The sequence below is a fragment of the Streptomyces sp. NPDC006458 genome (assembly GCF_040612135.1).
In the GTDB taxonomy this organism is placed as follows: domain Bacteria; phylum Actinomycetota; class Actinomycetes; order Streptomycetales; family Streptomycetaceae; genus Streptomyces.
The window spans coordinates 37,056-59,542 of sequence record NZ_JBEXPR010000028.1; the positions used below are offsets into that span (position 1 = coordinate 37,056).

At 71.9% G+C, this 22,487-nt stretch carries 21 protein-coding genes; 9 read left to right on the forward strand and 12 right to left on the reverse strand.

Annotation, left to right across the window (positions count from 1 at the left end; all coding sequences use genetic code 11):
* Positions 1–28 precede the first annotated feature (28 nt).
* Positions 29–622: a hypothetical protein gene (locus ABZZ79_RS31025; RefSeq protein ID WP_356694397.1), complete on the reverse strand. Its 594-nt coding sequence runs from the start codon at positions 620–622 to the stop codon at positions 29–31.
* A 273-nt stretch (positions 623–895) separates the two neighbouring features.
* On the opposite strand from ABZZ79_RS31025, the gene ABZZ79_RS31030 reads away from it, so the two are divergent.
* From ABZZ79_RS31030 to ABZZ79_RS31040, 3 genes are all read left to right on the forward strand, one after another.
* Positions 896–1,273: a ricin-type beta-trefoil lectin domain protein gene (locus tag ABZZ79_RS31030; RefSeq protein WP_356694399.1), complete on the forward strand. Its 378-nt coding sequence runs from the start codon at positions 896–898 to the stop codon at positions 1,271–1,273.
* A 94-nt stretch (positions 1,274–1,367) separates the two neighbouring features.
* Positions 1,368–1,826, forward strand: coding sequence for a nucleoside deaminase (locus tag ABZZ79_RS31035; RefSeq protein ID WP_356694401.1), 459 nt, complete (start codon positions 1,368–1,370; stop codon positions 1,824–1,826).
* On the forward strand, positions 1,819–2,787 hold the full coding sequence (locus ABZZ79_RS31040) for a 2-oxoglutarate and iron-dependent oxygenase domain-containing protein (RefSeq protein ID WP_356694403.1): 969 nt from the start codon (positions 1,819–1,821) through the stop codon (positions 2,785–2,787). The genes ABZZ79_RS31035 and ABZZ79_RS31040 overlap by 8 nt, the downstream gene beginning before the upstream one ends.
* Here the strand turns inward: ABZZ79_RS31040 and ABZZ79_RS31045 are convergent.
* From ABZZ79_RS31045 to hemL, 8 genes are all read right to left on the reverse strand, one after another.
* Complete coding sequence (locus ABZZ79_RS31045; protein WP_356694405.1) at positions 2,771–3,172, reverse strand: hypothetical protein; 402 nt, start codon at positions 3,170–3,172, stop codon at positions 2,771–2,773. The two genes, ABZZ79_RS31040 and ABZZ79_RS31045, sit on opposite strands and share 17 nt — an antisense overlap.
* A 76-nt stretch (positions 3,173–3,248) precedes the next feature.
* Complete coding sequence (gene ccsB / locus ABZZ79_RS31050) at positions 3,249–4,379, reverse strand: c-type cytochrome biogenesis protein CcsB (RefSeq protein ID WP_356694407.1); 1,131 nt, start codon at positions 4,377–4,379, stop codon at positions 3,249–3,251.
* On the reverse strand, positions 4,376–6,091 hold the full coding sequence (locus ABZZ79_RS31055; protein WP_356694409.1) for a cytochrome c biogenesis protein ResB: 1,716 nt from the start codon (positions 6,089–6,091) through the stop codon (positions 4,376–4,378). The genes ccsB and ABZZ79_RS31055 overlap by 4 nt, the downstream gene beginning before the upstream one ends.
* Positions 6,092–6,094: 3 nt before the next feature.
* Positions 6,095–6,868: a cytochrome c biogenesis protein CcdA gene (locus ABZZ79_RS31060; protein WP_356694411.1), complete on the reverse strand. Its 774-nt coding sequence runs from the start codon at positions 6,866–6,868 to the stop codon at positions 6,095–6,097.
* Position 6,869: 1 nt separating this feature from the next.
* Positions 6,870–7,460, reverse strand: a complete 591-nt coding sequence (locus ABZZ79_RS31065) for a TlpA disulfide reductase family protein (protein ID WP_356694413.1) — start codon at positions 7,458–7,460, stop codon at positions 6,870–6,872.
* A 66-nt stretch (positions 7,461–7,526) separates the two neighbouring features.
* Positions 7,527–8,786 carry a hypothetical protein gene (locus ABZZ79_RS31070; protein WP_356694415.1) on the reverse strand — a complete coding sequence of 420 codons (1,260 nt, stop codon included), beginning with the start codon at positions 8,784–8,786 and terminating at the stop codon, positions 7,527–7,529.
* A gap of 264 nt (positions 8,787–9,050) precedes the next feature.
* A complete protein-coding gene (locus ABZZ79_RS31075; protein WP_356694417.1) occupies positions 9,051–9,752 on the reverse strand; it encodes a histidine phosphatase family protein in 702 nt (233 codons plus the stop codon).
* Positions 9,749–11,065 carry a glutamate-1-semialdehyde 2,1-aminomutase gene (gene hemL, locus ABZZ79_RS31080; RefSeq protein ID WP_356694419.1) on the reverse strand — a complete coding sequence of 439 codons (1,317 nt, stop codon included), beginning with the start codon at positions 11,063–11,065 and terminating at the stop codon, positions 9,749–9,751. The genes ABZZ79_RS31075 and hemL overlap by 4 nt, the downstream gene beginning before the upstream one ends.
* Before the next feature lie 282 nt (positions 11,066–11,347).
* On the opposite strand from hemL, the gene ABZZ79_RS31085 reads away from it, so the two are divergent.
* The gene (locus ABZZ79_RS31085; RefSeq protein ID WP_356694421.1) at positions 11,348–11,986 is read left to right on the forward strand and encodes a hypothetical protein; all 639 of its coding nucleotides are present in this window, start codon (positions 11,348–11,350) and stop codon (positions 11,984–11,986) included.
* A gap of 258 nt (positions 11,987–12,244) precedes the next feature.
* On the opposite strand, the gene ABZZ79_RS31090 is transcribed toward ABZZ79_RS31085, so the two are convergent.
* Positions 12,245–13,120, reverse strand: a complete 876-nt coding sequence (locus tag ABZZ79_RS31090) for a transketolase (protein WP_356694423.1) — start codon at positions 13,118–13,120, stop codon at positions 12,245–12,247.
* A gap of 184 nt (positions 13,121–13,304) precedes the next feature.
* Between ABZZ79_RS31090 and ABZZ79_RS31095 the strand changes: the two genes are divergently transcribed.
* Positions 13,305–14,216, forward strand: a complete 912-nt coding sequence (locus ABZZ79_RS31095) for a hypothetical protein (RefSeq protein WP_356694425.1) — start codon at positions 13,305–13,307, stop codon at positions 14,214–14,216.
* A 373-nt stretch (positions 14,217–14,589) separates the two neighbouring features.
* Positions 14,590–16,866 (forward strand): helix-turn-helix domain-containing protein, encoded by a 2,277-nt coding sequence (locus tag ABZZ79_RS31100; protein ID WP_356694427.1) that lies wholly within the window; start codon positions 14,590–14,592, stop codon positions 16,864–16,866.
* Between the two features lie 364 nt (positions 16,867–17,230).
* Here ABZZ79_RS31100 and ABZZ79_RS31105 read toward each other — a convergent pair whose 3' ends face one another.
* Positions 17,231–18,160, reverse strand: a complete 930-nt coding sequence (locus ABZZ79_RS31105; protein WP_356694429.1) for a LuxR C-terminal-related transcriptional regulator — start codon at positions 18,158–18,160, stop codon at positions 17,231–17,233.
* Positions 18,161–18,569: 409 nt separating this feature from the next.
* On the opposite strand from ABZZ79_RS31105, the gene ABZZ79_RS31110 reads away from it, so the two are divergent.
* From ABZZ79_RS31110 to ABZZ79_RS31120, 3 genes are all read left to right on the forward strand, one after another.
* Positions 18,570–19,910 carry an NDP-sugar synthase gene (locus ABZZ79_RS31110; RefSeq protein WP_356694431.1) on the forward strand — a complete coding sequence of 447 codons (1,341 nt, stop codon included), beginning with the start codon at positions 18,570–18,572 and terminating at the stop codon, positions 19,908–19,910.
* Between the two features lie 78 nt (positions 19,911–19,988).
* Positions 19,989–20,690, forward strand: coding sequence for an SDR family oxidoreductase (locus tag ABZZ79_RS31115; RefSeq protein WP_356694433.1), 702 nt, complete (start codon positions 19,989–19,991; stop codon positions 20,688–20,690).
* A 281-nt stretch (positions 20,691–20,971) separates the two neighbouring features.
* Positions 20,972–22,180 (forward strand): transposase, encoded by a 1,209-nt coding sequence (locus tag ABZZ79_RS31120; protein ID WP_356694435.1) that lies wholly within the window; start codon positions 20,972–20,974, stop codon positions 22,178–22,180.
* A gap of 5 nt (positions 22,181–22,185) precedes the next feature.
* Here the strand turns inward: ABZZ79_RS31120 and ABZZ79_RS31125 are convergent, their stop codons facing one another.
* Positions 22,186–22,455 carry a helix-turn-helix transcriptional regulator gene (locus tag ABZZ79_RS31125; RefSeq protein WP_356694437.1) on the reverse strand — a complete coding sequence of 90 codons (270 nt, stop codon included), beginning with the start codon at positions 22,453–22,455 and terminating at the stop codon, positions 22,186–22,188.
* Between the last annotated feature and the right edge of the window lie 32 nt (positions 22,456–22,487).

Genomic DNA, 22,487 nt, shown 5'->3' on the forward strand with positions numbered 1-22,487 from the left:
GGTCATCGGGCCCGCCGATGGGGCCTGGTCAGTCCAGTCGGGCCTGATCCACCTGCTCGACCCTGATGTGCTCGGTGCCGAACTCGCGCTCGATCAGCGGGCGGGCGGTGTCGGGATCGTCGACGCCGATCCTGACGTATCCGCGCTCGTCGACGCCGACCTCCCGCATCTGGAAGGTGCCCTCCCAGCGGCTCATGTCCTCGCCGACCCGATCGGCGAGGGCGTCGAGGTCGCGGCGGTTGGCGTCGGCGTCGTGGAAGCGGACGCGGACGCCCTGCTCGGCCGCGGCGCAGACGGCCTCCTCGAAGGCGGTGGACGGGATGCGCCAGACGTCGGCGGCGTTGGTGTCCTCGTCGACGGCGAGGCCGGCGAACACCCCGGAGTGCCGTCCGGTGGCCAGCTCGTCGATCCGGGCGAGCGTGCGGTACAGCGGGCTGTCCTCGGGCGCGTCGCCCGTTCCGGCGGACCCCGGCCGCCCGCCGACACACCCCCGCGCCGCCTTCCGCGACTCGGCCGGAGCCCCGTCGCCGCCGCGCCCGGTCCCGTCCGCGTCCACCCACACCGCGAGCGCGACCACAGCCGCGGCCGACGCGGCCCCTGCCGCCAGGCTGCCGTATTTCATGGTGGCTCCTTCGTCCGTCACCGGCTTCTCGGGACTGTGACGCGGGAAGGGTCCGAAACGTTGTGCACGGGGTGGCGCCCATACTGAGCGTGCTGACTCTGGGCGTATCGGACGTCACTCACGGGAACCGTCCGTGTCAACGCCGGCAGAGAGGGCTGTTTGTGATCAGTACCGCTGAGTTCCTCGGCGAACTGCTCCGGCACTTCCGCGAGTCGGCGCCGCTCACCCAGGAGGCTCTCGCCCGGGAGATCCACTGCGATCGGCGCCGGCGGCATGGGCCGCGTCTATCTCGGCGTCCACGAGGCCCGCTACGCCGCCGTCGAGCAACTCCTGCCCTCCGTCGTGGCCGAGAACAACCAGACCTACGGCGCTGCCAGCCACGGTGGCTGCTCCGGGTCCGCCACGTACTGGACGGCGCAGAGCGTCTCGGGGGGCTTCCGGCTGGTCAACCAGCAGTCCGGTGGCTGCCTGTCGGCCAACATGCTCGGCCAGGCCGTCTTCGTGAACACCTGCGACGGCTCGACCTCGCAGATCTGGCGCAACGGCTCCGACGGCAGCCTCGGCGGCTGCCTGGACCTGGCCCTCACCATGGCGGGCGTGGACGCGACGACCTGTGCGGGGGAGGCGTCCCAGCGCTGGAGCCCGCTCTGACGTCGGATCCCCACCCGCGGCAGCGGCTCGTCCGTGCGGGTGCCCACGGCCCCCGAGGGTGTTCGATGGGAGCAGCGCTGCGGGAGGACATGTCATGAAGGTGCTGGACCGTGCGGCGGCCCGGGTATGGCTCGGGACCGCGCTCGAAGAGGCCCGCGAGGGGCTCGCCGAGGGCGGTGTCCCGATCGGGGCCGCGCTCTACGGGCCCGACGGCGAGCTGCTCGGCCGTGGGCACAACCGGCGGGTGCAGGACGGCGACCCGTCCCTGCACGCGGAGACGGCGGCGTTCCGCGCGGCCGGGCGGCAGCGGTCGTACCGCGGGACGACGATGGTGACGACCCTGTCGCCCTGCTGGTACTGCTCGGGGCTGGTGCGGCAGTTCGGGATCTCGCGGGTCGTGATCGGCGAGGCCGAGACGTTCCACGGCGGGCACGACTGGCTCGCCGAGCACGGCGTGGAGATCATGCTGCTGGACGACCCCGCGTGTACCGCGCTGATGCGGGCGTTCATCGACAGCGACCCGGCTCTGTGGCAGGAGGACATCGGTGCGTGAGCCCCGTATCCCGACCATCGATCTGCGGCCCTGGGCGGAGGGGGACTCCGGCGCCCGCGCCCGGATCGCGCGGACCGTCGACGACGCCCTGCGCGGCGCCGGGTTCCTGCTCGTCACCGGGCACGGCGTCCCGGCGGAGCTGCGCGCCCGGGTCCGGGCGGCCGCCCGCCGCTTCTTCCTGCTGCCGTCCGGGGCCAAGCGGGCCTACGAGGCGAAGGTCGGCGGGCGCGGCTGGCTCGGGCCGGGCGCCGAGGCCAACGGGTACGCCGAGGGGACCGAGACGCCGCCCGATCTGAAGGAGTCGCTGACCTTCGCCACGCACGAGCCGTTCGAGGACCCGGCCGTCAACGCCGAGTGGTACGCGCCGAACGTCTACCCGGCCGAGGTGCCCGAGCTGCGGCCGCTGTGCGAGGAGTACCTCGCCCGGATGGCCGCTCTGGAGAACCTGCTGCTCACGCTGCTGGGGCAGGCGCTCGGGCTCGGCCCGGACTTCTTCTCCCGGCACATGGACCATCCGACGTACGGGTTCAACATCAACTGGTATCCCGGGACGGAGGTCGTCGGGGAGCCGCAGCCGGGGCAGTTCCGCATCGGGCCGCACACCGACTTCGGCACGGTGACGATCCTGGACCGGCAGGCCGGGAAGGGCGGCCTTCAGGTGTGGACCGAGGAGGGCGGCTGGGAGGACGCGCCGTTCGATCCGGCGGCCTTCACGATCAACATCGGGGACCTGATGGCGCGCTGGACCGGGGACCGGTGGCGATCCGGGCGGCACCGGGTGCTGCCGCCGCCCGCCGACGTCCCCGCCGAGGAGCTGATGTCCCTGGTCTACTTCGGCGAGTGCACCCCGGGGACGCGGGTGGAGTCGGTGCCCGCGCCGGTCGGGCGGGTGGCGTACGAGCCGGTGGACTCGCACGTGTATCTGCGGGCCAAGCTGGACTCGATCACCGTCGACCCGTGATCTCGATCAACCGTTCGAAGCGGGCGCGCCAGCTCTGTTCCGTCTCGCCCTCGCCCTGGAACTCGTGGGTGAAGCGCAGCACGCTGGCGCCGGCGCCCTCGCGCTCCAGATGGAAGCGGATGCGGCCGCCGTCCTCGACGGTGTACTCGGCGATCCGGTCCACGTCCCAGGCGCTGACCCGGCCCGTACCCAGACCGCGCAGCACGACCGCGCCGCCGAGCCGTGGCTCCAGGACCTCGGCCGGGGCCAGCCAGCCGGACAGCCCCTCGGCGGTCGCCAGCGCGGGCCAGACCGTGTCCATGGGCCCCGGGAGCCGTACCAGGAAGTGCAGGATGTGGGTGTTCCCGTGGGTCTGGCTGGTGCCCGCCTCGATGGAACCGGTCATGAGACCAGACTGACCCCGCAGGGCGTGATGCGCACGCCCTCCGGGGTCGGGTCGGGATCGGGAGGAGACCCCCGGCTCAGAAGCCCGCGGCCCGCAGGGCGCCCAGGCCCACGTCGGCGTAGGAGTGCTTGCCGGAGACGAAGATGTTGACGCCGTAGTAGTTGAACAGCCAGCAGCCGAAGGCGATCAGGGCCAGCCAGGCGGCCTTGCGGCCCTTCCAGCCGGCCGTGGCGCGGGCGTGCAGATAGCCGGCGTAGGCGACCCAGGTGATGAAGGACCAGGTCTCCTTGGGGTCCCAGCCCCAGTAGCGGCCCCAGGCGTCACCGGCCCAGATGGCGCCCGCGATGATCGTGAAGGTCCACAGCGGGAAGACGGCCGCGTTGACGCGGTAGGAGAACTTGTCCAGGGAGGCGGCGGAGGGCAGCCGGTCCAGGACCGAGCCGGCGAAGCGGCCCGGCCTGCCGCCGGACGCCAGCTTGTTCTCGAAGGAGTCCTTGAACAGGTACAGGACCGTGGAGACCGCGCCGAGGTAGAACACCGCGCCGCAGAAGATCGCCGTCGAGACGTGGATGTACAGCCAGTACGAGTGCAGGGCGGGAACCAGCTGGTCACTGGCGGTGTACAGGACGGTGACGGCGAGACCGAGGTCGAGGAGGACCGACGTGGTCAGGAACAGACCGATCCAGCGCACGTTCTTCCTCAGCGCCAGCAGCAGGAGATAGACGCCCACCGCCACCGTGGAGAAGGTGATGTTGAACTCGTACATGTTGCCCCACGGCGCCCGCTCCACCGACAGGGCCCGGGTGAACACACCACCGAACTCGACCAGGAACGCGAGCACGGTGAGCGAGACGGCGATACGCCCGTAGAGGTCGCCCTGCTCGTCGCCGCCGTGCGCGCCCGGACCGTCGGGCACGTCACGGGCGCCGGCCGCGGCCCGGACGGTCACCTTGGGGCGCTCCAGCACCGCGGTGCCGCCGGCCTTGTTCACCGTGACCGCCGGGGCGTCCGCCTCCGACCTGGCCTGGGCGGTGAGCGCGGCGGCCGTGCGGCCGACCTTGCTGCGGCTGCCGAAGAGCCATTCGGCGATGTACGCGAAGAAGGCCAGGGTGTAGACGGCCATCGAGGAGTAGATCAGCGTGTTGCTGATGTTCGCGAGGTTCTCGTTGGTCGCGGCGGCCAGATCGCTCGCGGCGGCGAAAGTCACGGCTTGTCAGCCCCTTCGGCAGATACGGCGTGGGGGTCGGGGGTGGATGAGGGATCGCCCTCGGGGTCTTGTCCGGGGCCGGGCGCGCCCGGCGCCCTCTCGTACAGTGCCGCCGCGAGGTCACCCAGCTCCTCGGGCAGCTTCGCGGACTCGCTGCGGCCGAGGCCGGCCATCTCGACGACCGTGACCCCGTCGTCGCCGGTGGCGGCCCGCACCCAGACGCGGCGGCGCTGGATGAACAGGGAGCCGGCGAGGCCCGCGATCGCGGCGATGGCGCCGGCCAGCGCCCAGCCGCCGCCCGGCTCCTGCACGATCTGGAAGCCGGCCCACTCCCGGGTCTCCTTCTCGTACGTGAGGGAGCCGGCGCCGTCCGGGAGCTCAAGGGTGTCGCCGGGGCGCAGCTGCTTCTTCAGCAGATTGCCCTTGGCGTCCTTGAACTCCTTCATGTGCGTCTTGTCCAGCTGGTACACGTTCTTCGGGATGCCGGAGTTCACGCCGAGGTCGCCGTGGTAGGCGTTCACGGCCATCATCGGGCTGATCAGCGCGGGGAACTGGGAGACCATCGCGCCCTTGCCGTAGGTCGGCAGGAACCAGATCTGGAAGCCGAGCTGGTCGCTCCTGCCCTGGGCGTCCTTGTAGCCGTCCATGACGCGGACGACGCCGGAGGAGGTGACGTTGCCGTCCTGCGGGAGCAGCGGTACGGCGTCCTGGAAGACGATGTCGCCCTTGCCGTCGCGGACCGTGATGACGGGCGCGTAGCCGTGGCTGACCAGGTAGGCCTTGGCGTCGCCGATCCGCAGCGGCTCGTTGACCTCGACGGTGGTCTTCCGCTCCTCGCCGTCGGCGCCCTCGCTGTAGGTGAGGTCGGCCTCGTAGGTGCGGGGGGTGCCGCGGTTGGGGCCGGTGAGCTCGTAGGTGCCGGTGAAGCGGTCCAGGCTGAAGCTGAAGGGCTCCAGGTCGTCGTTGCGGAAGAGGTTGCCGGACTTGAAGTCGTCGTACTGCGAGAGCGTGTTGGAGAAGCCGTCGCCCTCGACGATCAGCTTGTTGCCCTCGGACTTGAACAGCTGGCCCCAGGCGAAGGCGACCAGCAGCACGATCAGGGCGATGTGGAAGGCCAGGTTGCCGGCCTCGCGCAGATAGCCCTTCTCGGCTGCGACCGCGTCGCCCACCTCGTGGGCGCGGAAGCGACGGCGCTTGAGCAGGGCGAGGGCGGCCTCGCGGACCTCCTCGGGCGGGGCCGTGGTGCGCCAGGTGGTGTGCGCGGGCAGCCGGGTCAGACGCCGGGGCGCACCCGGCGGGCGGCCGCGGAGCTGGCCGACGAACTGCCAGGTGCGCGGGACGATGCAGCCGATGAGGGAGACGAACAGCAGGATGTAGATCGCGGAGAACCACACCGAGCTGTAGACGTGGAAGAGGCCGAGCTTGTCGTAGACCGACGCCAGGGTGGTGTGCCGCTGCCGGAAGTCCTCGACCTGGGTGATGTCGACGCCGGTCTGCGGGATGAGCGAGCCGGGGATCGCGGCGAGCGAGAGCAGCAGCAGGAGCAGCAGCGCGACCCGCATGGAGGTCAGCTGGCGCCAGAACCAGCGGGCCCAGCCGATCACGCCGAGGGTGGGCAGGCCGGGTGCCTCCTCCTCGGGCGCGGTGGACAGCTGGGAGCCGGCGGCGCCGAGGTCCTGGTCCTCGGGGGCGCTGGGTGTCGTCTTGCTCATGGTTCAGATCCCCACAACGAATCCGTTGGACCAGTTCTGCATCTCGCGCACGAGACTGTCCCACGCCCCGGTCAGCAGCAGCACGCCGGTGACGATCATCATCGTGCCGCCGATCCGCATCACCCACACGTAGTGGCGCTTGACCCAGCCGAAGGCGCCGAGAGCCTTGCGGAAGGCGACGGCGGCGAGCACGAACGGGATGCCCAGGCCCAGGCAGTAGGCGACGGTCAGTATGGCACCGCGCCCGGCGCTGGCCTGTTCCATGGCGAGGGTCTGCACCGAGGCGAGGGTCGGGCCGATGCAGGGCGTCCAGCCGATGCCGAACAGCGCGCCGAGCACCGGGGCGCCGACCAGGCCGGTGGCGGGGCGCTTGTGGAAGCGGAACTCCCGCTGGGTGAGCCAGGGCATCAGGCCCATGAAGAACACACCCATGAGGATCATGAGCACGCCGAGCACCTTGGACAGGGTCTCCTGGTGCTCACGCAGGGTGTAGCCGAAGAAACCGAACAGCGCGCCGCCGGAGACGAACACGACCGTGAAGCCGAGCACGAACAGCGTGGCGCCCGCGACCATCCGTCCGCGCCGGGCCTCGGCCAGGTCGGTGCCGCTGACTCCGGTGACGTAGGAGAGGTAGCCGGGGACGAGCGGGAGGACGCAGGGGGAGAAGAAGGAGACGAGGCCGCCGAGGACCGCGAGCGGCAGCGCCAGGAGCATGGCGCCGTGCAGCACGGTTCCGTTGGTGTCGGTGGCCGCGGCCAGGGTGGACAGCGCGGTCACGTCACTTCTCCGCGAGGACCGGCTTGATCATGTCGCGCAGCTTGTCCTCGCTGAGCGGCTGGAGCGCTCGGGCGGCGATGCGGCCTTCGCGGTCGATGACGAGCGTGGACGGCACCAGCTGCGGGTTGAGGGTGCCCTTCTTGAAACGGAGCATCAGCTTGCCGGTCGGGTCGTACAGGCTCGGGTAGGTGATGCCCCACTCCTTCTCGAAGGCGAGGGCGGGGACCGTGCTGGTGTCGCGGGTGTTGATGCCGACGAACTCGACGCCCTGGCCCTTGACGTCCTGGTAGACCTTCTCGAAGTTCTTCGCCTCGACCCGGCAGGGGCCGCACCAGGAACCCCACACGTTCAGGACGAGGACCTTGCCCCGGTAGTCCTTCGTGCTGAGCGGACTGCCCTCCAGGGACTCGCCGTCGAGCACGGGTGCCTCGGACCTCTCGCCCTGCTTGGCGGTGGCGATGCCGTCGTTGCCCGTGACGAAGTTGGTGTCACCGCCGCCGCCGGACGTTCCCCCGGAGGTGCACGCGGACAGTGCCAGCGCGGTGACGACGGCACCGGCGGCGAGCAGGGTGGTACGGCTGGCGGCACTCATGTGAAAAGTTTCGCATGTCCGTTCCGGGGATCTTGCGCACCCCCCTGACGGGGGCGAAGCCGCATTTCACAGGGCCTTGAAGCCCCCGGCGGGCGGCTGCCCGACACCGAGCGTGCGCAGCTTGTCGAGGACCTCGGGCCGCTGCACGTCCAGCCAGTCGGCGAACTGCCTGAAGGACACCATCCGCACGTCCCCGCCCTTGTCCCGCTCGCGCGCGATGCGCTCGATCACCTGCTGGACGGCGTCCATGTAGATGCCGCCGTTCCACTGCTCGAAGTGGTTGCCGATGAAGAGAGGCGCGCGATTCGTCCCGTACGCCCGCTCGAAGCCGGATATGTACGCCTGCGCCGCCTGCTCGCGCCAGGCCGGGTAGTTGTGGGCCGGGGCGTTGGTGGAGGCCAGCGACTGGTTGGCGAGCATGTTGTAGTCCATCGACAGGACCTCGAAGCTGCGGCCCGGGAACGGCACCTGCTGGAGCGGCAGGTCCCAGATGCCCTGCTTCTTCGCCGGCCAGACCTGGAGGCCGCCCGGCGAGGAGGCGTCGTAGCGCCAGCCCAGCTCGCGGGCGACGGGCAGCAGGTTGTCCTGGCCGAGCAGACAGGGCGTGCGGCCGCCGACGAGTTCCTTGTCGTAGTCGAAGGGCAGCGAGGGCAGGTCGGTCCAGCCGCTGTTGGTGCGCCACTGCTTGACGAAGGACTTCGCCTGGTCGATCTCGCTGCGCCACTGCGCCTGCGTCCAGTGCGCGACGGAGCCGTGGCCCTCGCCGCAGAAGTGCCCGTTGAAGTGGGTGCCGATCTCGTGGCCCTCCAGCCAGGCCCGGCGCAGACCGGCGAGCGTCGCCTTGATGTGGTCGTCGGTGAGGTAGCCGATGTCGGAGGCGCCGCGCGGATTGTTGGGCGGGTCGTACAGGCGCTGCTTCGACTCGGGCAGCAGATAGAGCCCGGAGAGGAAGAAGGTCATGGCCGCGCCGTGCTCCTCGGCGAGGTCCAGGAAGCGCGGGAAGAGGCCGTTGCCGACCTCGCCCGCGCCGTCCCAGGAGAAGACGACGAACTGCGGCGGGGTCTCGCCGGGCTCCAGCGGGACGGGCCGGGGCGGCTGGTGGGGCTGCTTGCCGGTGAAGGCGGTGGAGCCGTCCCCGATGGGGCGGGCGGTGGGCGAGGGGCTGCGCGACGGCTTGCCCGACGGTCCGCCGGAACGGTTCTTCCCGGAACCGGGAGCCGGGGTCGTTCCGTCGGAGGCGGTGAGGGTGCCGCACCCGCCGAGTCCGACGGTGGCGGCGACGCCCGCACCGAGTCCGAGTGCTCCCCTGCGAGTGACAGTGCGCATCGCGCACCCCCCGTTCGTCGCGTTCTCTCGTTGTCATTCAGAGAGAGGGCGCGGCGAACGGGGAGGTTCCCGCCGGAATTCGGCGGTTGCGTAACAGATCGGCGCATCGCTCGACGGAGGGCGTCCTGCGCCCCGGAGAGCGACTGCCGTGCCCCGCGGGGCGGGGGCCCGCGCCGGGACGGTGCGCCTGCGCGCGGGGCCCACGCCGGGGACGGTACGCCTGCGCGCGGGGCCCACGCGGGGGCCGCGCGCCTGCGCGGGGGCCTACGCCCCGAAGGCCTTGTCCTTGCCCTGCACCGGCTTGGCGCCGGCCCGCAGATGCGCGGGGACGAGGTCGAGGGCCGGCTCGGTGTAGCCGACGGACACGATCCGGTCGCCCTCGTAGGTGAAGGACGTCAGCGAGGCGAGCGTGCACTGCCGGCGGCGCGGGTCGTGCCACAGCCGCCGCCTCTCGGCGTAGGAGCGCACGATCCAGATCGGCAGCTGGTGGCTGACCAGCACCGCCTCGTGCCCGCGCGCGGCGTCCTTGGCGGCGTCCAGCGCGCCCATCATGCGCACGACCTGGTCGACGTACGGCTCGCCCCAGGACGGCCTGAACGGGTTGACCAGGTGCTTCCAGTTCTCCGGCTTCTTCAGCGCGCCGTCGCCGACACCGAAGGTCTTGCCCTGGAAGACGTTGTCCGCCTCGATCAGCCGGCCGTCCGTGGCGAGGTCGAGGCCGTGCGCCTTGGCGATCGGGGTCGCGGTCTCCTGCGCCCGCTCCAGCGGGGAGGAGCAGACGTACGTCACATCCCGCTCGGCGAGGTGCTCGGCGACCCGGTCGGCCATCCGGCGGCCCAGCTCGGACAGGTGGTAGCCGGGCAGGCGGCCGTAGAGCACCCCGTCCGGGTTGGCGACCTCCCCGTGCCGCATCAGGTGGACGACGGTGATGTCCCGGCCGTTCAGACGTTCCCGCGTGCCGCTCATGCGCTCGCCTCCGCCGCCGCGCGGGCCGCCGCCGGAAGGGCGTCGGCGATCCGGTCGAGGGCGCGCTCGTCGTGCGCGGTGGACACGAACCAGGACTCGAAGGACGAGGGCGGCAGATAGACGCCCCGCGCGAGCATCGAGTGGAAGAACGCGTTGAAGCGGAAGGACTCCTGGCGCCGGGCGTCCTCGTAGTCGCGCACCTCGCGGTCGGTGAAGAACACCGAGAACATGTTGGAGGCCGTCTGCAGCCGGTGGGCGACGCCCTCCTTGGCCAGGGCCCCGCTGACCAGCGCCTGGATCTGCGCCGACACGGCGTCGACCTTCTCGTAGGCCGCGTCGTCGAGCAGCCGCAGCTGGGCGAGCCCGGCGGCGGTGGCGACGGGGTTCCCGGAGAGGGTGCCGGCCTGGTAGACGGGCCCGGCCGGGGCGAGGTGGGCCATGACGTCGGCACGGCCGCCGAAGGCCGCGGCCGGGAAGCCGCCGCCCATGACCTTGCCGAAGGTCATCAGGTCGGGGACCACGCCCTCGACGCCGAACCACCCGGCCCGGCTGGTGCGGAAACCGGTCATGACCTCGTCGGAGACGAACAGCGCGCCGTTCTTCGCGCACGCGTCCTTCAGGCCCTGGTTGAAGCCGGGCAGCGGCGGGACGACGCCCATGTTGCCCGGGGCGGCCTCGGTGATCACACAGGCGATCTCGCCGGGGTGCCGGTGGAAGGCCTCCTGCACGGCCTCCAGGTCGTTGTACGGCAGCACGATCGTGTCGCCCGCCTGGGCGCCCGTGACGCCGGGCGTGTCGGGCAGCGCGAAGGTGGCGACGCCGGAGCCCGCCGCGGCCAGCAGGGAGTCGACGTGGCCGTGGTAGCAGCCGGCGAACTTGATCACCTTGGACCGCCGGGTGAAGCCGCGGGCGAGCCGGATGGCCGACATGGTGGCCTCGGTGCCGCTGGAGACGAGGCGGACCTGCTCCAGCGGGGCGATCCGCGCGACCATCTCCTCGGCGAGCGCGACCTCGCCCTCACCGGGCGTGCCGAAGGAGGTGCCGCGGGCGACGGCGGCCTGCACGGCGGCGACGACCTCGGGGTGGGAGTGGCCGAGGATCATCGGACCCCAGGAGCAGACCAGGTCGACGTACTCGCGCCCGTCCGCGTCCGTCAGATAGGGGCCGGTGCCCGAGACCATGAACCGGGGCGTACCGCCGACGGCCCGGAAGGCGCGCACCGGGGAGTTCACACCACCCGGGGTGACGGCAGCCGCACGGTCGAACAGCACCTGCGAGACGGGTGCTTCGTATGGATATGGCAGTTCGCTCATGACCTGCGACTTCTCCGACTTCTCGGACTCCGGTGGGCAGTGACCCGTTCAGGGTAGGCCGAGGGGGACGTTGATCGATCCTCCACCGCTCGTGAAAGCATCTGCGAAACTGAGAGCTGACACACACGTCATTCGGGCGAAGGTGGTCAGGGGCTGCGAAGATCCTGCGGACACGAGTTCCCGCCGCACGTTTCGGCGGGCGGCCGTGGGGGAGGTCACTGACACGATGATCAGGTTGCGCGGCGGGGGCCACGCGTCCTAGAAAAGCAGTCGGGTGGAGATATGCATCGCGGTGGCGGACTGGGCGAGGGGACTGACGATCTGGGTCCTCGACGTGCCAGGCGGGGACGGCACCGGCGCGACGCGGACGAGACGAGCGAGGCACGTCAGGCACACGGTGGACCGGGTGAGCCCGAGAGCGCCGACCGGCGGTGGGAGCGCCGCTCGGATCCGCTGGGGGCCGAAAGCAGGAATGGTGGTCGGGTGGGGGTGACGTACAAGTACTTCGGCGCGCCGGACGGCGCGACCGCGGCCCGTGTCCCGATCTCGATGCGCCCCGAGGAGCTCGGCGGCGACGAGCTCGGGATGAACGGCATGTTCACCAAGATCAAGCCCGAGACGATGGCCGCGATGGTCCTCACCGGCATCGAGGGCGTCCCCCTGCACAAGGTCCCCCCGCTGGAACTCGTCGTCCTGCATCCGGACTACGCCGTCGTCAAGCTCCCCATGACGGTCGTCGACCCGCTGCGCGACATCGGCGAGGAGGCCGTCGGCGCGGCGGCCTTCATCTGGTCGACGGTCCCGGACCGCGGCGGTCCGCGCGACGCGTTCGACGTGTACCAGCTGCTGCACGAGTGGCAGGACTTCTCCAAGCGTCTACACGATGCCGGGCATCAGCCGTACTGTCTGGTGTGGCCCTGAGCGTCCGTTAGGTCCGTGCCCTCGTCGAAGTGACGTGCGTACGGCCGCCCGAGCCCGGCGGGGCGAGTCACCGCCCGCCCCCGCGGACCGCCGTGGGTTCCGCCCGCCCCCGCAGACGACCACAGGTCTCCGGCCACCCCCGCGAACCGCCCTGGACTGCCGCCCGCCCCCGCAGACGCCCCTGGGCTACAGCCCGCCCCGGCGGACGGCCGCCGTCACGGGTGCGCTCCCACGACGGGCGGTCGGCCGCGCTCGGTGTCACACGATCTTGCGGACCCCGTATCCGGCCACACGGTCGGCCGCGCGCAGGGCCGCGCCGACGCCACTGCTGTCGTGGTCGGTGGTGGCCTGGGCGGCGCCGATGTACCGGCCGGGCAGCAGCCGGGACAGGGCGTCGAGCACCCCCCGGGAGCCGGGGCGGGCGCCGACGACGACGAAACGGCTGTGGGAGCGGGTCAGTTCGGCCGCCGCCACCTCCAAGTGCTCGTCGTCCAGGTACACCAGGTGCGCGTGGGCGAGCCAGGGCGCACAGGCACGGGCGGCGCGGGCGGTGCCGGTGCCGTACTCGCCGACCGAGACCAGACACACCGGGTCGTCGTCGCCGTGGCCCGTGGACTCCCAGACCAGGGGCGAGGTCAGCCCGCCCGCCCCGAGGTCGGGGCGCTGCCAGTAGGGGCGCGGCGCGGAGCCGACCCTGATGTGGAAGGGCCGGTCCGTGGCCGCCGCGGTCCGCACCACCGCCCTGGTCTCCGCGTCCCCGCAGGGCGCGGCCAGCGTCACCCCCTCCAGGCGGCGCAGCACCTGGTAGTCCTCCAGGATTCCGGCGTACGGCGTGACCACGCTGGCGCCGGCCTCCAGCAGCCGTGCACGTAGGCCGAGTTCGCCGGCCGCCCCCAGCCCGCGCGGGCCCTGCCCCGTGCACACGAAGGGGCGGAACCCGGCGGCCACCATGCCCTCGACGACGTCCACCATCACCGAGGCGACGCCGGCCAGGCCGAAGAAGCGGTCGGGGTGGGTCGACTCGAAGGGGTGGCCGGCCCGCCCCGGTGAGGAGTCCAGGCACACCACCCGGCCGTTGTGCACGGCCAGCGCGGTGAGCTCACTACGGTAGGCGTCGTACCCCGAGAGGTTCATCGCCTCACCCTGGTACCTCGCGTGGTCCGCTCCCCTGACCGGGGCGCCCGACGCGTTGTCGCCGTGGCTTCGAACGGTTTCATGACCTCGACCCCACTCCATCCAGCATCCAGTGGAAAATCACAGCGGTTTCACACCCTTCACCTCTTGGGCGGTCGGTTCCCCTCCTCTACGCTCCCTTCGCATGCTCTGCTCGTCCGCGGCCGCCGCCCTCGCCCAACTCGCTGCCGAAGGTGTGGCCGTGTGGCTGTCGGAGAGCCCCGGCGACCCTGTCCCCGCCGCCACACTGCGACGCCTTGTCACCGGTGCTCCGTACGCCTTCCAGGGGCTGCTCGGCACGGCCGCCTCGGTCGCGGAGGTCCGCACCGTCTGCGACGCGCTGCTGCCCGCCCACCGGGCCGGCGGCGGGCGCACCGGTCTGGTCTCCGTGCCCCTGGACCCGGACGCCGCGCTCGCGGTCGCCAGGCCCAACCTGCTGGTGCGGATCGTGCCGGACACCAAGGGCCTCGCCGCCATCGCCGAGGCCCTCGGCCGGGGGCTGCGGGTGGACGCCGCCCCGGTGACCACGCCCGAGTGCTACGGGCGGGTCCTGGATGCCTGTTTCGCCGGTCTGGAACAGGCGTTGGCACGTGGACTGCCGCTGCGCACCGCCACCGCCGTGACCTCCGTCCCGGTGGGCGCGATCGACGCGGCGGTCAACGCCAGGCTGGACGGCCGGCAGGCCGGCGGCAGCCGGGTGCAGGCCTCGCTGGCGCTGGCCCGGGTGCTGTTCCGGATGCGCGAGGAACGTCTGGAGGACGGCTGGTGGCAGGTGCTCCGGGCGGGCGGCGCGCAGCCGCCGAGGCTGCTGTGGACGACGTCCACGCCCCGGCATCTGACCGCGCTCGTCGGCTGGAACACCGCGCACACGGTGCCGGCCGCGATGGCCGAACGCCGCCTGGCGGTCGCCGGGTTGCGCGGTGACACCCTCCTGAACGAGCACGCGCGCGGCCGCTCCGGGCTGGACGGCCTGCGCAGGCTGGGCATCCGTCTGGAACGGCTGGGCCTCGGCCCGCAGGATCGCGGCACCTCCCTGACCGGGGTGACCGGTCACTGACCCGGGGCGGATCTCCTCCCCGGCGCACCCCGTGTGCGCACCGGATGTACGCCTGTGCCGTCGCGCTCCCCCACGCCCGGTTCCCTTCGTCTCTCCCCCGCTGACCTCTGTCCGGGCCGCGGCCCGCACGACCCTCCACAGCGAGGCTGCCTCCCGGCCCCGCCCGGGGGGAAGGTGTTTGGGCAACAGCGTTCCGCCGCCGGGTGGTGGTTGGACCACCCGCCCGCCTCCGACCTGCGGTGATGCACCGTCAAAAAGGATCGGAGGAACGGATTCCGGCCAATGTTGACGGTGGCGGCGGAAGGCATCTAGGTTCACAAAAGCCCGAGGCGGATTCCCGTGTCCGCCAGGGCATGGCTGGGGGTGACAAACGGTGCCGGACGAGGACCGTCTCGTACGTGACGGGCTGCTCGGGCTTCTGGAACTCCTGGCCGCGGAGGCACCGTCGACCACGCCGAGCCGCTCCGACGCCGCCGCGCCCGCCGCGCCGCCGGTCGAGGAGCAGTCCGAGGGCCTGACCAAGGGGCTGGCCCGCGACATCCAGGCGCTGTTCGCCCGCCGCCGCCAGCGCGAGGCGGGCCTGGCCGCGCTGATGGAGACCACCCGTGAACTGACCGTGCCCTACGAGGTCGAGGAGTTTCTCGGCGTGGTCGCCCGCCGGGCCCGGTTACTGCTCAACTGCGACACCTCCTGGGTCGATCTGGCCGCCTCGGCCGGGACCCGCTCGGGACGTACCGTCGCCGTCGGCACCGACGGCCGCTCCCGGGCGCTGACCGTCGGCCTGCCGCCGTCGTCGTCGCCGCAGCCCGGAGCCTCGGCGGGCCCCACGGTTGGTAGCACGTGCGAGGCGGAGGGCGGGGCGGGAGCGGTCGACGCGGTCGACCCGGACCACACGGTCGACGCAGAGGGCCCGGGCGACGCCGAGGCCGCGGACGGCTCGGGCCGCTCGCGCCATGCGACCGCCGGCAGGCACTCCCTGGACTCCGCCGCGAGCCCCCTGGACTCCGCCGCGGGACGCGGGTTCGCCGGGGTCTCTCCGGCCGACAACGGCGGCGACGGCGGCGACGGCGACGGCTACCTGGACGGCACCACCGCCGAGCTCGACCCGGGCCCCGGCGGCCCCGGCAGCCCGGACGGCCCCGGCAGCCCGGTCGGCTCCGACAGCGTCAACCGCCATGCGGAGCAGCTCTGTTCGGCCCCCTTCTGGACCCCCGACTACCTCGCCGACGAGCGGTTCCCGCACGCGCCCGCGCTGGACGACACGGTCCGCGAGGACGGGCTGCACGCCTTGCTGACGGTGCCGTTGAAGCAGGGCGGCACCGTGCTCGGGACGCTCTACGTCGCCGACCGCGCGGTGCGCCACTTCACGCCGGACGAGATCACCCTGATGTCGGCCCTCGGCGACCTGGCCGCGCTCGCGATCGAGAAGGCGCGGCTGCTCGGACTGGCGGGTGAGCAGCGGTCCGGCGGCGGTGCGCGGGAGGCCGGTCCCGAGGAGGTCCACACCCGGCTGATCGACATGGTGCTGCGCGGCTGCGACGTGGGCGAACTGGCGGCGAGCGCGGCCGACGAGCTCGGCGGCGCGCTGCTGGTGCGAGACGCTGCCGGGCGCACCCTCGCGGCGACGGACGGCTTCCCGGCGGTGAGCGCGGACGAGTGCGACCGCTGGACGCTCCAGGCACACGCCGCGCGCGGCCCGGTCCGGGTGGCCGACAGGCTGTGGGTGTGCCCGGCCAGCGCGGGCGAGGAGCCGGTCGGCACCCTGTTCCTCGCCCTGGGCCCGGGAGGCCGGGGACCGAGGCTGCTGGAGGCCGTCGCGCAGTCCACGGCCGTACTGCTGCGGCTGCGCTCCACGGCGGCGGCCGCCGAGGGCACCGGGCGTGACGAGCTGCTGGCCGAGCTGCTGGGCGACCGGCCGCGCTCGGGCCGGCTCCAGGGCCGGGCCCGCCGTCTCGGCGTCGACCTGGACCAGCCGCACATCGTGCTCGCCATCAGGCCGGAAGGGGGTCCGCACGGCCGGGCCCTGGTGTGGGCGACCTCGTACGCCAACCGGCTCACCGGGCTGAAGACCACCGACGGCGGCTGTCTGGTGCTGGCGCTGCCGGGCACCGACCCGTCGGCGGCCGGGCGGAAGGCGGCGGCGGAGCTGCGCGCGGCGATCGGCCAGCCCGTGACGGTCGGTTCGGCCGGGCCGGTGACCGGGCCGGAGGCCGTGCACCGCGCCTACGCCGAGGCCCGCCGCTGCCTGGACGCGCTCACCTCGCTGGGCGGCACCGGCGGCAGCGCCTCCCCGCAGGACCTCGGCTTCCTGGGCCTGGTCCTGGCGGAGAACCCGGACACCTCGGCGTTCATAGCGGGCGCGATCGGGCCGGTGCTGGAGTACGACGAGCGCCAGGACACCGAGCTGGCGCGGACCCTGGAGGCGTACTTCGCCTCGGGCGGCTCGCCGCGCCGGGCGGCGGAGAGTCTGCATGTGCACCCGAACACCGTCTCGCGCCGGCTGGAGCGCATCACCGACCTGCTGGGTCCGCGCTGGCAGGAGCCGGTCCAGGCGCTGGAGGTCCAGCTGGCCCTGCGGCTGCGCCGCGCCCGTCACGCGGTGCGCGGCCGCCAGATGCCGATGGCGACCACCGACGAACACCGGCCCTGACCTCCGCCGGAGCCCGTCCTGGCGGAGCCCGACCGGCGGAGCCCGTCCCGGCGGAGCCCGACCGGCGGAGCCCGTCCCGGCGGAGCCCGACCGGCGGAGCCCGTCCCGGCGGAGCCCGTCCCGGCGGAGCCCGACCGGCGAAGCCCGTCCCGGCGAAGCCCGTCCCGGCGAAGCCCGACCCGGCGAAGCCCGACCCGGCGGAGCCCGACCCGGCGGAGCCCGTCCCAGCGGAGCCCGTCCCGGCGAGGCCCGACCGGCGGAACGCACCCCGCGAACCGCACCCCGCGGCACGCACCCCGCGGCACACACCTGGCGGCACACACCTGGCGGAACGGTTCTCGGCGCGCGGTCCCGGCCGGTCCGCTCAGGTCAGCGCGATGTCGTCGATGAGGGAGGACTTGGCCAGCAGATAGGCGAGTTGGGCCCGGCTGCGGCTGTTGAGCGCCTCGGATGCCTTCTTGATGTGGGCCGAGACGGTGCGGGTGCTGATGCCGAGGCGCTTGGAGATGGCGGAGTCGGTGTAGCCCTCCACCATCAGCCGGAGCACGGCGCGCCGGGTCTCGTCGGTCATCAGCGGCGGACGCATGTGGTCCTGGGCGAAGTTCAGCCGCTCGGCGCGCTCCCAGGCGTGGTTGAAGACCCCTACCAGGTAGGCGACGATCGCGCGGTGCTCGATGGCGAGGGCCGTGGTGTTCACGTCGAGCATGGGGTCGGGGATGAAGGCGACGCTGCGGTCGAAGATGATCAGCCGGTCGAACAGCTCGTCCAGCGTGCGGACTTCGGCGCCCGCGGCGGTGACCTGCTCGATGTAGGCGAGCGTGGGGCCATGGGTGCGCACGGTGTGCTGGTAGAGCGTGCGCTGCTTGATGCCCTGCTTGAGCCGGGCCAGGTCGTCGGGCAGGGCACGGGCCAGCACCTCGGGCGGGCGGGCGCCGCCGGGTTTGGCCGTGAGCACCTCGTACTCCAGCCCGTCGTGGGCGCGTTGGAGCGCCGCTTCGATGACATCCGGCCCGCGCAGCAGTCGAACCGCCGTGCCCGAGCCGCTGCTGCTCTCCCCGCGGTAGACGTCCTCGGCGATGGCGAGCGAGTCACGGATCGCGGCGATGGTGTGCTGCTGCATGAGCACGGCGCGCTCGATGGGGCGGCGCAGTTCACTGCTCGCGATGTCCGGGGGGACGGCGCTCAGCAGGGTCGGGTCTTCGGCCAGGGGCCGCAACAGCCCCAATTCGATGAGGCAGTCGGGCACTTCGGCGCGTAACGGGCCGTGCACCAGGGCCTGCCGGTAGCGCTCCAAACCTTCCTCGCACAGTCGTACGACATTCGGCTGCGGATGTATGTCCGGATTTCTGCACATATGACCCCCCTTCCGGTTTCTACATTGCGCAATGTCGATGCTACCCAAATCCCTGTCGGCCCTGCCCGGCAAGGCATGATTCTCGAGGCGAGAACAATGCAAGATTTCGGTCAAGGGGATGAGGGAAATGAAGAACACGCGAGCTCTTGTACAAGGCATTACCGGTGGTCTTTCTCTGACCCTGGCGCTCATGGGTGCGACCGTCATTCCGGCCCATGAGGCGAAGCGGGACTCGTCCTCCAGCGTGGCCCTTCCGATTTCCTCGCAGGAGGTGCCGATGAGTGCGGAGGACGACGTCAAGTGGCCGTAAGGCCAAAGACGCACCGGACTCGACACGATGGGGGGCGTGATGGGCAAGCAGTCTGAAATCGTCGGCATCTTTCTGGCCGGCGGTCGCGGCGAGCGGGCGAAACCGATCACTCTCGAGTCCGCCGACTACATCAGGAGCAAGGCGCTCATCCCGCTGGTCGGCCGACGGCTGGTCGAGTGGGTGCTGGACGCCTGCCGGGAGCAGGGGATCCGCCGCTTCTACGTGGTCAGCCACGGCCTGGAGAACCGCAACCAGATCAAGCTGCTGCTCGGGCACGGAGCACGCCACGGCGTGCAGATCACGTACTCGCGCTCCCGATTCGACCGCTACAACGTAGGTTCCGCCGGTGCCACGCTCCACAATCTGGAGCAGTGGGACCTGCAGGACCGGGCCCTGGTGCTGCCCGTCGACTCCCTCTTCGACTTCGACCTGTCGGCGATGGAGCGGACCCACGACGAGCGCGGCGCCCTGGTCACCATCGCTTCCGTGGCCCGCACGCCCGCCGAGATCGCGCACAAGTACGGCGTGATGCGCACCGACCGGGCGGACCTGGTGCACGGCTTCGTGGAGAAGCCCGGCGAGAGCGAGCTGGACACGCTCTTCCCCTGGACCACGGGGGACGCCGAGGCCACGCTGCCCACCAACGCGGGGATGTATCTGATCGACTGCGGGCGGCTCAGGCTCGTCGCCAGGGAACCGGACCTGTTCCGGCGTACCCACCAACGCCTGGACTGGGGCAGCGATCTGCTGCCCTGGCTGGCCGGCCACGGCCACCCGGTGGCCGTGCACACCATCGGCCGGCTGGGCGACCTGGGGAACGTACCGGACTACCTGGACACCGTACGACTCGTGCTCAACGGCGCGTACGAGCAGATGAACCGGCTGATGGACAGCCCCGACGACGTCGAGGGGCGGCGCTGGATCCACGAGACCAGCCTGCGCACCAAGGACGACGTCACCGGCACCACCCTGGCCCAGAAGCTCGACGAGGGCTCGGTGGTGATCGGCCCCGGGGTGAGGATCGGCCAGGACGTGGAGATCGGAAGAGGAGTGCGCCTGGAGAACGCGGACGTCGGCGACGGGGCCGAGATCCGCGAGGGCAGCACCCTCGTCCGCTCCGCGGTGGGCGAGTCCGCGGTCGTCGGCCGCTACGCCCACATCGTCGACAGCTACATCGGCCCCATGGCCGAAGTGCGCTCCGAGCGCACCCGGCCCGTCCGTCTCGAACGCCACTCGGCCATCGGCGACGGCGCCGTGCTCTCACCGGGATCGCGGCTGTGCGGGGTGACCGTCTACCCGCGCCTGAGGGTGCCCGCGCTCACCGGTCTTCCCGCAAGCACCGATCTCAGGAGCGCCGAGGACATCCTGCGCTGGATCTGAGTCACGGATCCGAGAACCGGTTCCCCCGGTCCGGATCCCGCACCCGGACAAGACGGCTTTCGACCAAGGAGGCGACCCATGCACGACCGCATCGCCGTCGTGGGTGGTGCCGGCCGGCTCGGCACCCGCATCACACGCCGGCTCATGGAACAGGGCTACCGGGTACGCGTGGTCAGCCGCGAACCCCACCGCGGGCGACTGCCGCTCGGAGTCGAACTGCACCGCGGGGACGTGCGCTACGCGGACACACTGGCCTCGGCGCTGCGGGGATGCGCCGGTGTCGTGTTCACCGTGGAGCCCGGCACCGCGAACTCCGGTCCCGACAGCCCGGAGACGACCATGTACGACGGCGTGCGCAATGTGCTCGCCGCCGCCACCGGCGAGGGCGAGAGCCCGCACATGGTGCTGATCAGCCAGATCTTCGTCACCCGCCGGGAACACCCGATGAACGCCTACGGGCAGTTGCTCGACTGGCGGCTGCGCGGCGAGGACGCCGTACGCGCCTGTGGACTGCCCTATACGGTCATACGCCCGAGCTGGCTGACCGACGACACCTTCGCCGGGGCCCGGGTCCGCCTGGAACAGGGCGACCGCGGGGACGGCTGGGTGTCCCGGGACGCCGTGGCCGAGGCCGCGGTGAACGCGCTGGTCACCACGGAGGCCCGGGGAATGACCTTCGAGCTCTACAACGAGCCGGGCGAGGCCCCGGTCGACTGGGCGCCGCTGTTCCGCCGGCTCACCCACGACCGCGTGCCGAGCTGGACGGACCACTCCGGCTGACGGACCGGACCCGCCGGGACTCCACACCCCCCTGGGATCCCGCGGGTTTCCCAGGACCAGGGGCCGGACGAGCGCCCCTCGCGGCGCCCGGGCAGCCGCCCGGCCCCTGGTCCGAGCCCGGACCGTGTGCCCGTTCATCCGGCGCATTCCTCACAAGTGACGGACGTCCGCATATCGAAGAGCGGAATCCAACTGACCGACCTTTTTAAATAGTCGGTCGCTCAGCTCTTTTTCCGGAACGCGACGAGACGCACATCCAGACTTGCGAAGAAGGCCTTGCCATGCCTGCCACAGATCTACTCACACCTCCCGGAGAGGCGTACGAGAAGGTTTTCGAGGACGTTCTCGACCGCGCGCTCCACTCGATTCCACGCAGGGACCAGCGCTACTGGGGCGAGCTTTACGCACGTTCTCTTCTGACCGTGCGGGGCAAGAAGACGATCCGGGCGCTGGCCAACGGCGGCGGGAACGCCGTCGAGCAGAGCCTGTATCAGTTCATCACCAAGTCCCCCTGGACCTGTGGGCCGGTGCGCCGCGAAGTCGCCCGGATGCTGTCCGACCATCTCAACCCCCGCGCCTGGGTGGTGCAGCCGCTGGTCATCACCAAGATCGGGCAGCACTCGGTCGGCGTGGAGCGCCAGTGGGTGCCGCACCTGGGCCGGCTCGTCAACTGCCAGCAGGCGGTGGGCGTCTGGATGGTCTCCGAGCGCGGCAGCGCCCCGGTGGACTGGCGGCTCGCCCTGCCGGAGTGCTGGACCGACCATCCCGAGCAGCGGCGGCGCGCCTCCATCCCGGACCATGTCGGCGCCGCGCCGCCGCACCAGTGCGCGCTCGACTCCATCGAGCGGATGACCCGGGAGTGGCGGCTGCCGGACCGGCCGGTGGTGATGGACCTGACCGAGACGGACCCGTATCCCGTGTGCGCCGAACTCAACGCCAGGCGCGTGCCGTTCGTGGTGCGGATCAACCCCCGCTCACGGTGGATGAGCATGGAGACGCGCCGCCGGCCGGGCGACACCCAGCCCGGCGGGGCCCGCGCGGCGGTCGTCACGCTGGCCCACAACTGCATGCCGGTGGAGTGGTACGACGCGGCCTCCGACACCGTCCGCGCCACGTTCGTGGGCGCCAGCCCGGTGCTGGTGCGACGCCGGACCGAGCCCTCCACCCTGGTCGAGCGCCAGGAACTGGTGCTGATGGGCGCCTGGAACTCGCGCGACCGCACGACACCGGGCGAGTTCTGGCTCACCAATCTCCCCCGGGCCCAGTTCGGTACGGTCTACCGCACCGCGATGCTCGCCAAGAGCGTCGAGCGCGACATGGTCGAGGTCTCCGAGCCGCTCGGCGCCCGGGACTTCGCGGGCCGCTCCTTCCGGGGCTGGCACCACCACATGACGATGGTGTCGGTGGCGCACGCCGTGACGGCCCTGACGCGTGCGCTGTACGAACACGAGTCAGCGGGCCTGTCGCGTATCGCGGTTCCGGCCGCCTGAGGCGTTCACCGGTCGGCCAGGCGGTACAGCAGCGTCCGTTCGCCGGCGTCCAGGCACAGGGCGCCGGCGAGGGCGTCCAGCACCTCGGGCGAGGCGGTCAGGACGCGGCCCTGCTCCAGGCGGGCGTAGTAGTCGACGCTGATGCCGGTGAGCAGGGCCAGCTCCTCGCGGCGCAGCCCCGCGACGCGGCGCCGGGCGAGGCTCGGCTCCATCCCGACGTCGGCCGGACGCACGGCCGCTCTGTGTTGGCGAAGAAAGTCCCCTAACTCAGACATTGATCTCACCCCTTATCAGTGTCAGATATCTT

Bases quoted from the DNA above. Each gene is read 5' to 3' on its own strand.
- ABZZ79_RS31025 (WP_356694397.1), bottom strand. From the start codon at position 622: ATGAAATACGGCAGCCTGGCGGCAGGGGCCGCGTCGGCCGCGGCTGTG.
- ABZZ79_RS31030 (WP_356694399.1), top strand. From the start codon at position 896: ATGGGCCGCGTCTATCTCGGCGTCCACGAGGCCCGCTACGCCGCCGTC.
- ABZZ79_RS31035 (WP_356694401.1), top strand. From the start codon at position 1,368: ATGAAGGTGCTGGACCGTGCGGCGGCCCGGGTATGGCTCGGGACCGCG.
- ABZZ79_RS31045 (WP_356694405.1), bottom strand. From the start codon at position 3,172: ATGACCGGTTCCATCGAGGCGGGCACCAGCCAGACCCACGGGAACACC.
- ABZZ79_RS31055 (WP_356694409.1), bottom strand. From the start codon at position 6,091: ATGAGCAAGACGACACCCAGCGCCCCCGAGGACCAGGACCTCGGCGCC.
- ABZZ79_RS31065 (WP_356694413.1), bottom strand. From the start codon at position 7,460: ATGAGTGCCGCCAGCCGTACCACCCTGCTCGCCGCCGGTGCCGTCGTC.
- ABZZ79_RS31070 (WP_356694415.1), bottom strand. From the start codon at position 8,786: ATGCGCACTGTCACTCGCAGGGGAGCACTCGGACTCGGTGCGGGCGTC.
- ABZZ79_RS31075 (WP_356694417.1), bottom strand. From the start codon at position 9,752: ATGAGCGGCACGCGGGAACGTCTGAACGGCCGGGACATCACCGTCGTC.
- hemL (WP_356694419.1), bottom strand. From the start codon at position 11,065: ATGAGCGAACTGCCATATCCATACGAAGCACCCGTCTCGCAGGTGCTG.
- ABZZ79_RS31085 (WP_356694421.1), top strand. From the start codon at position 11,348: ATGCATCGCGGTGGCGGACTGGGCGAGGGGACTGACGATCTGGGTCCT.
- ABZZ79_RS31090 (WP_356694423.1), bottom strand. From the start codon at position 13,120: ATGAACCTCTCGGGGTACGACGCCTACCGTAGTGAGCTCACCGCGCTG.
- ABZZ79_RS31095 (WP_356694425.1), top strand. From the start codon at position 13,305: ATGCTCTGCTCGTCCGCGGCCGCCGCCCTCGCCCAACTCGCTGCCGAA.
- ABZZ79_RS31110 (WP_356694431.1), top strand. From the start codon at position 18,570: ATGGGCAAGCAGTCTGAAATCGTCGGCATCTTTCTGGCCGGCGGTCGC.
- ABZZ79_RS31115 (WP_356694433.1), top strand. From the start codon at position 19,989: ATGCACGACCGCATCGCCGTCGTGGGTGGTGCCGGCCGGCTCGGCACC.
- ABZZ79_RS31120 (WP_356694435.1), top strand. From the start codon at position 20,972: ATGCCTGCCACAGATCTACTCACACCTCCCGGAGAGGCGTACGAGAAG.
- ABZZ79_RS31125 (WP_356694437.1), bottom strand. From the start codon at position 22,455: ATGTCTGAGTTAGGGGACTTTCTTCGCCAACACAGAGCGGCCGTGCGT.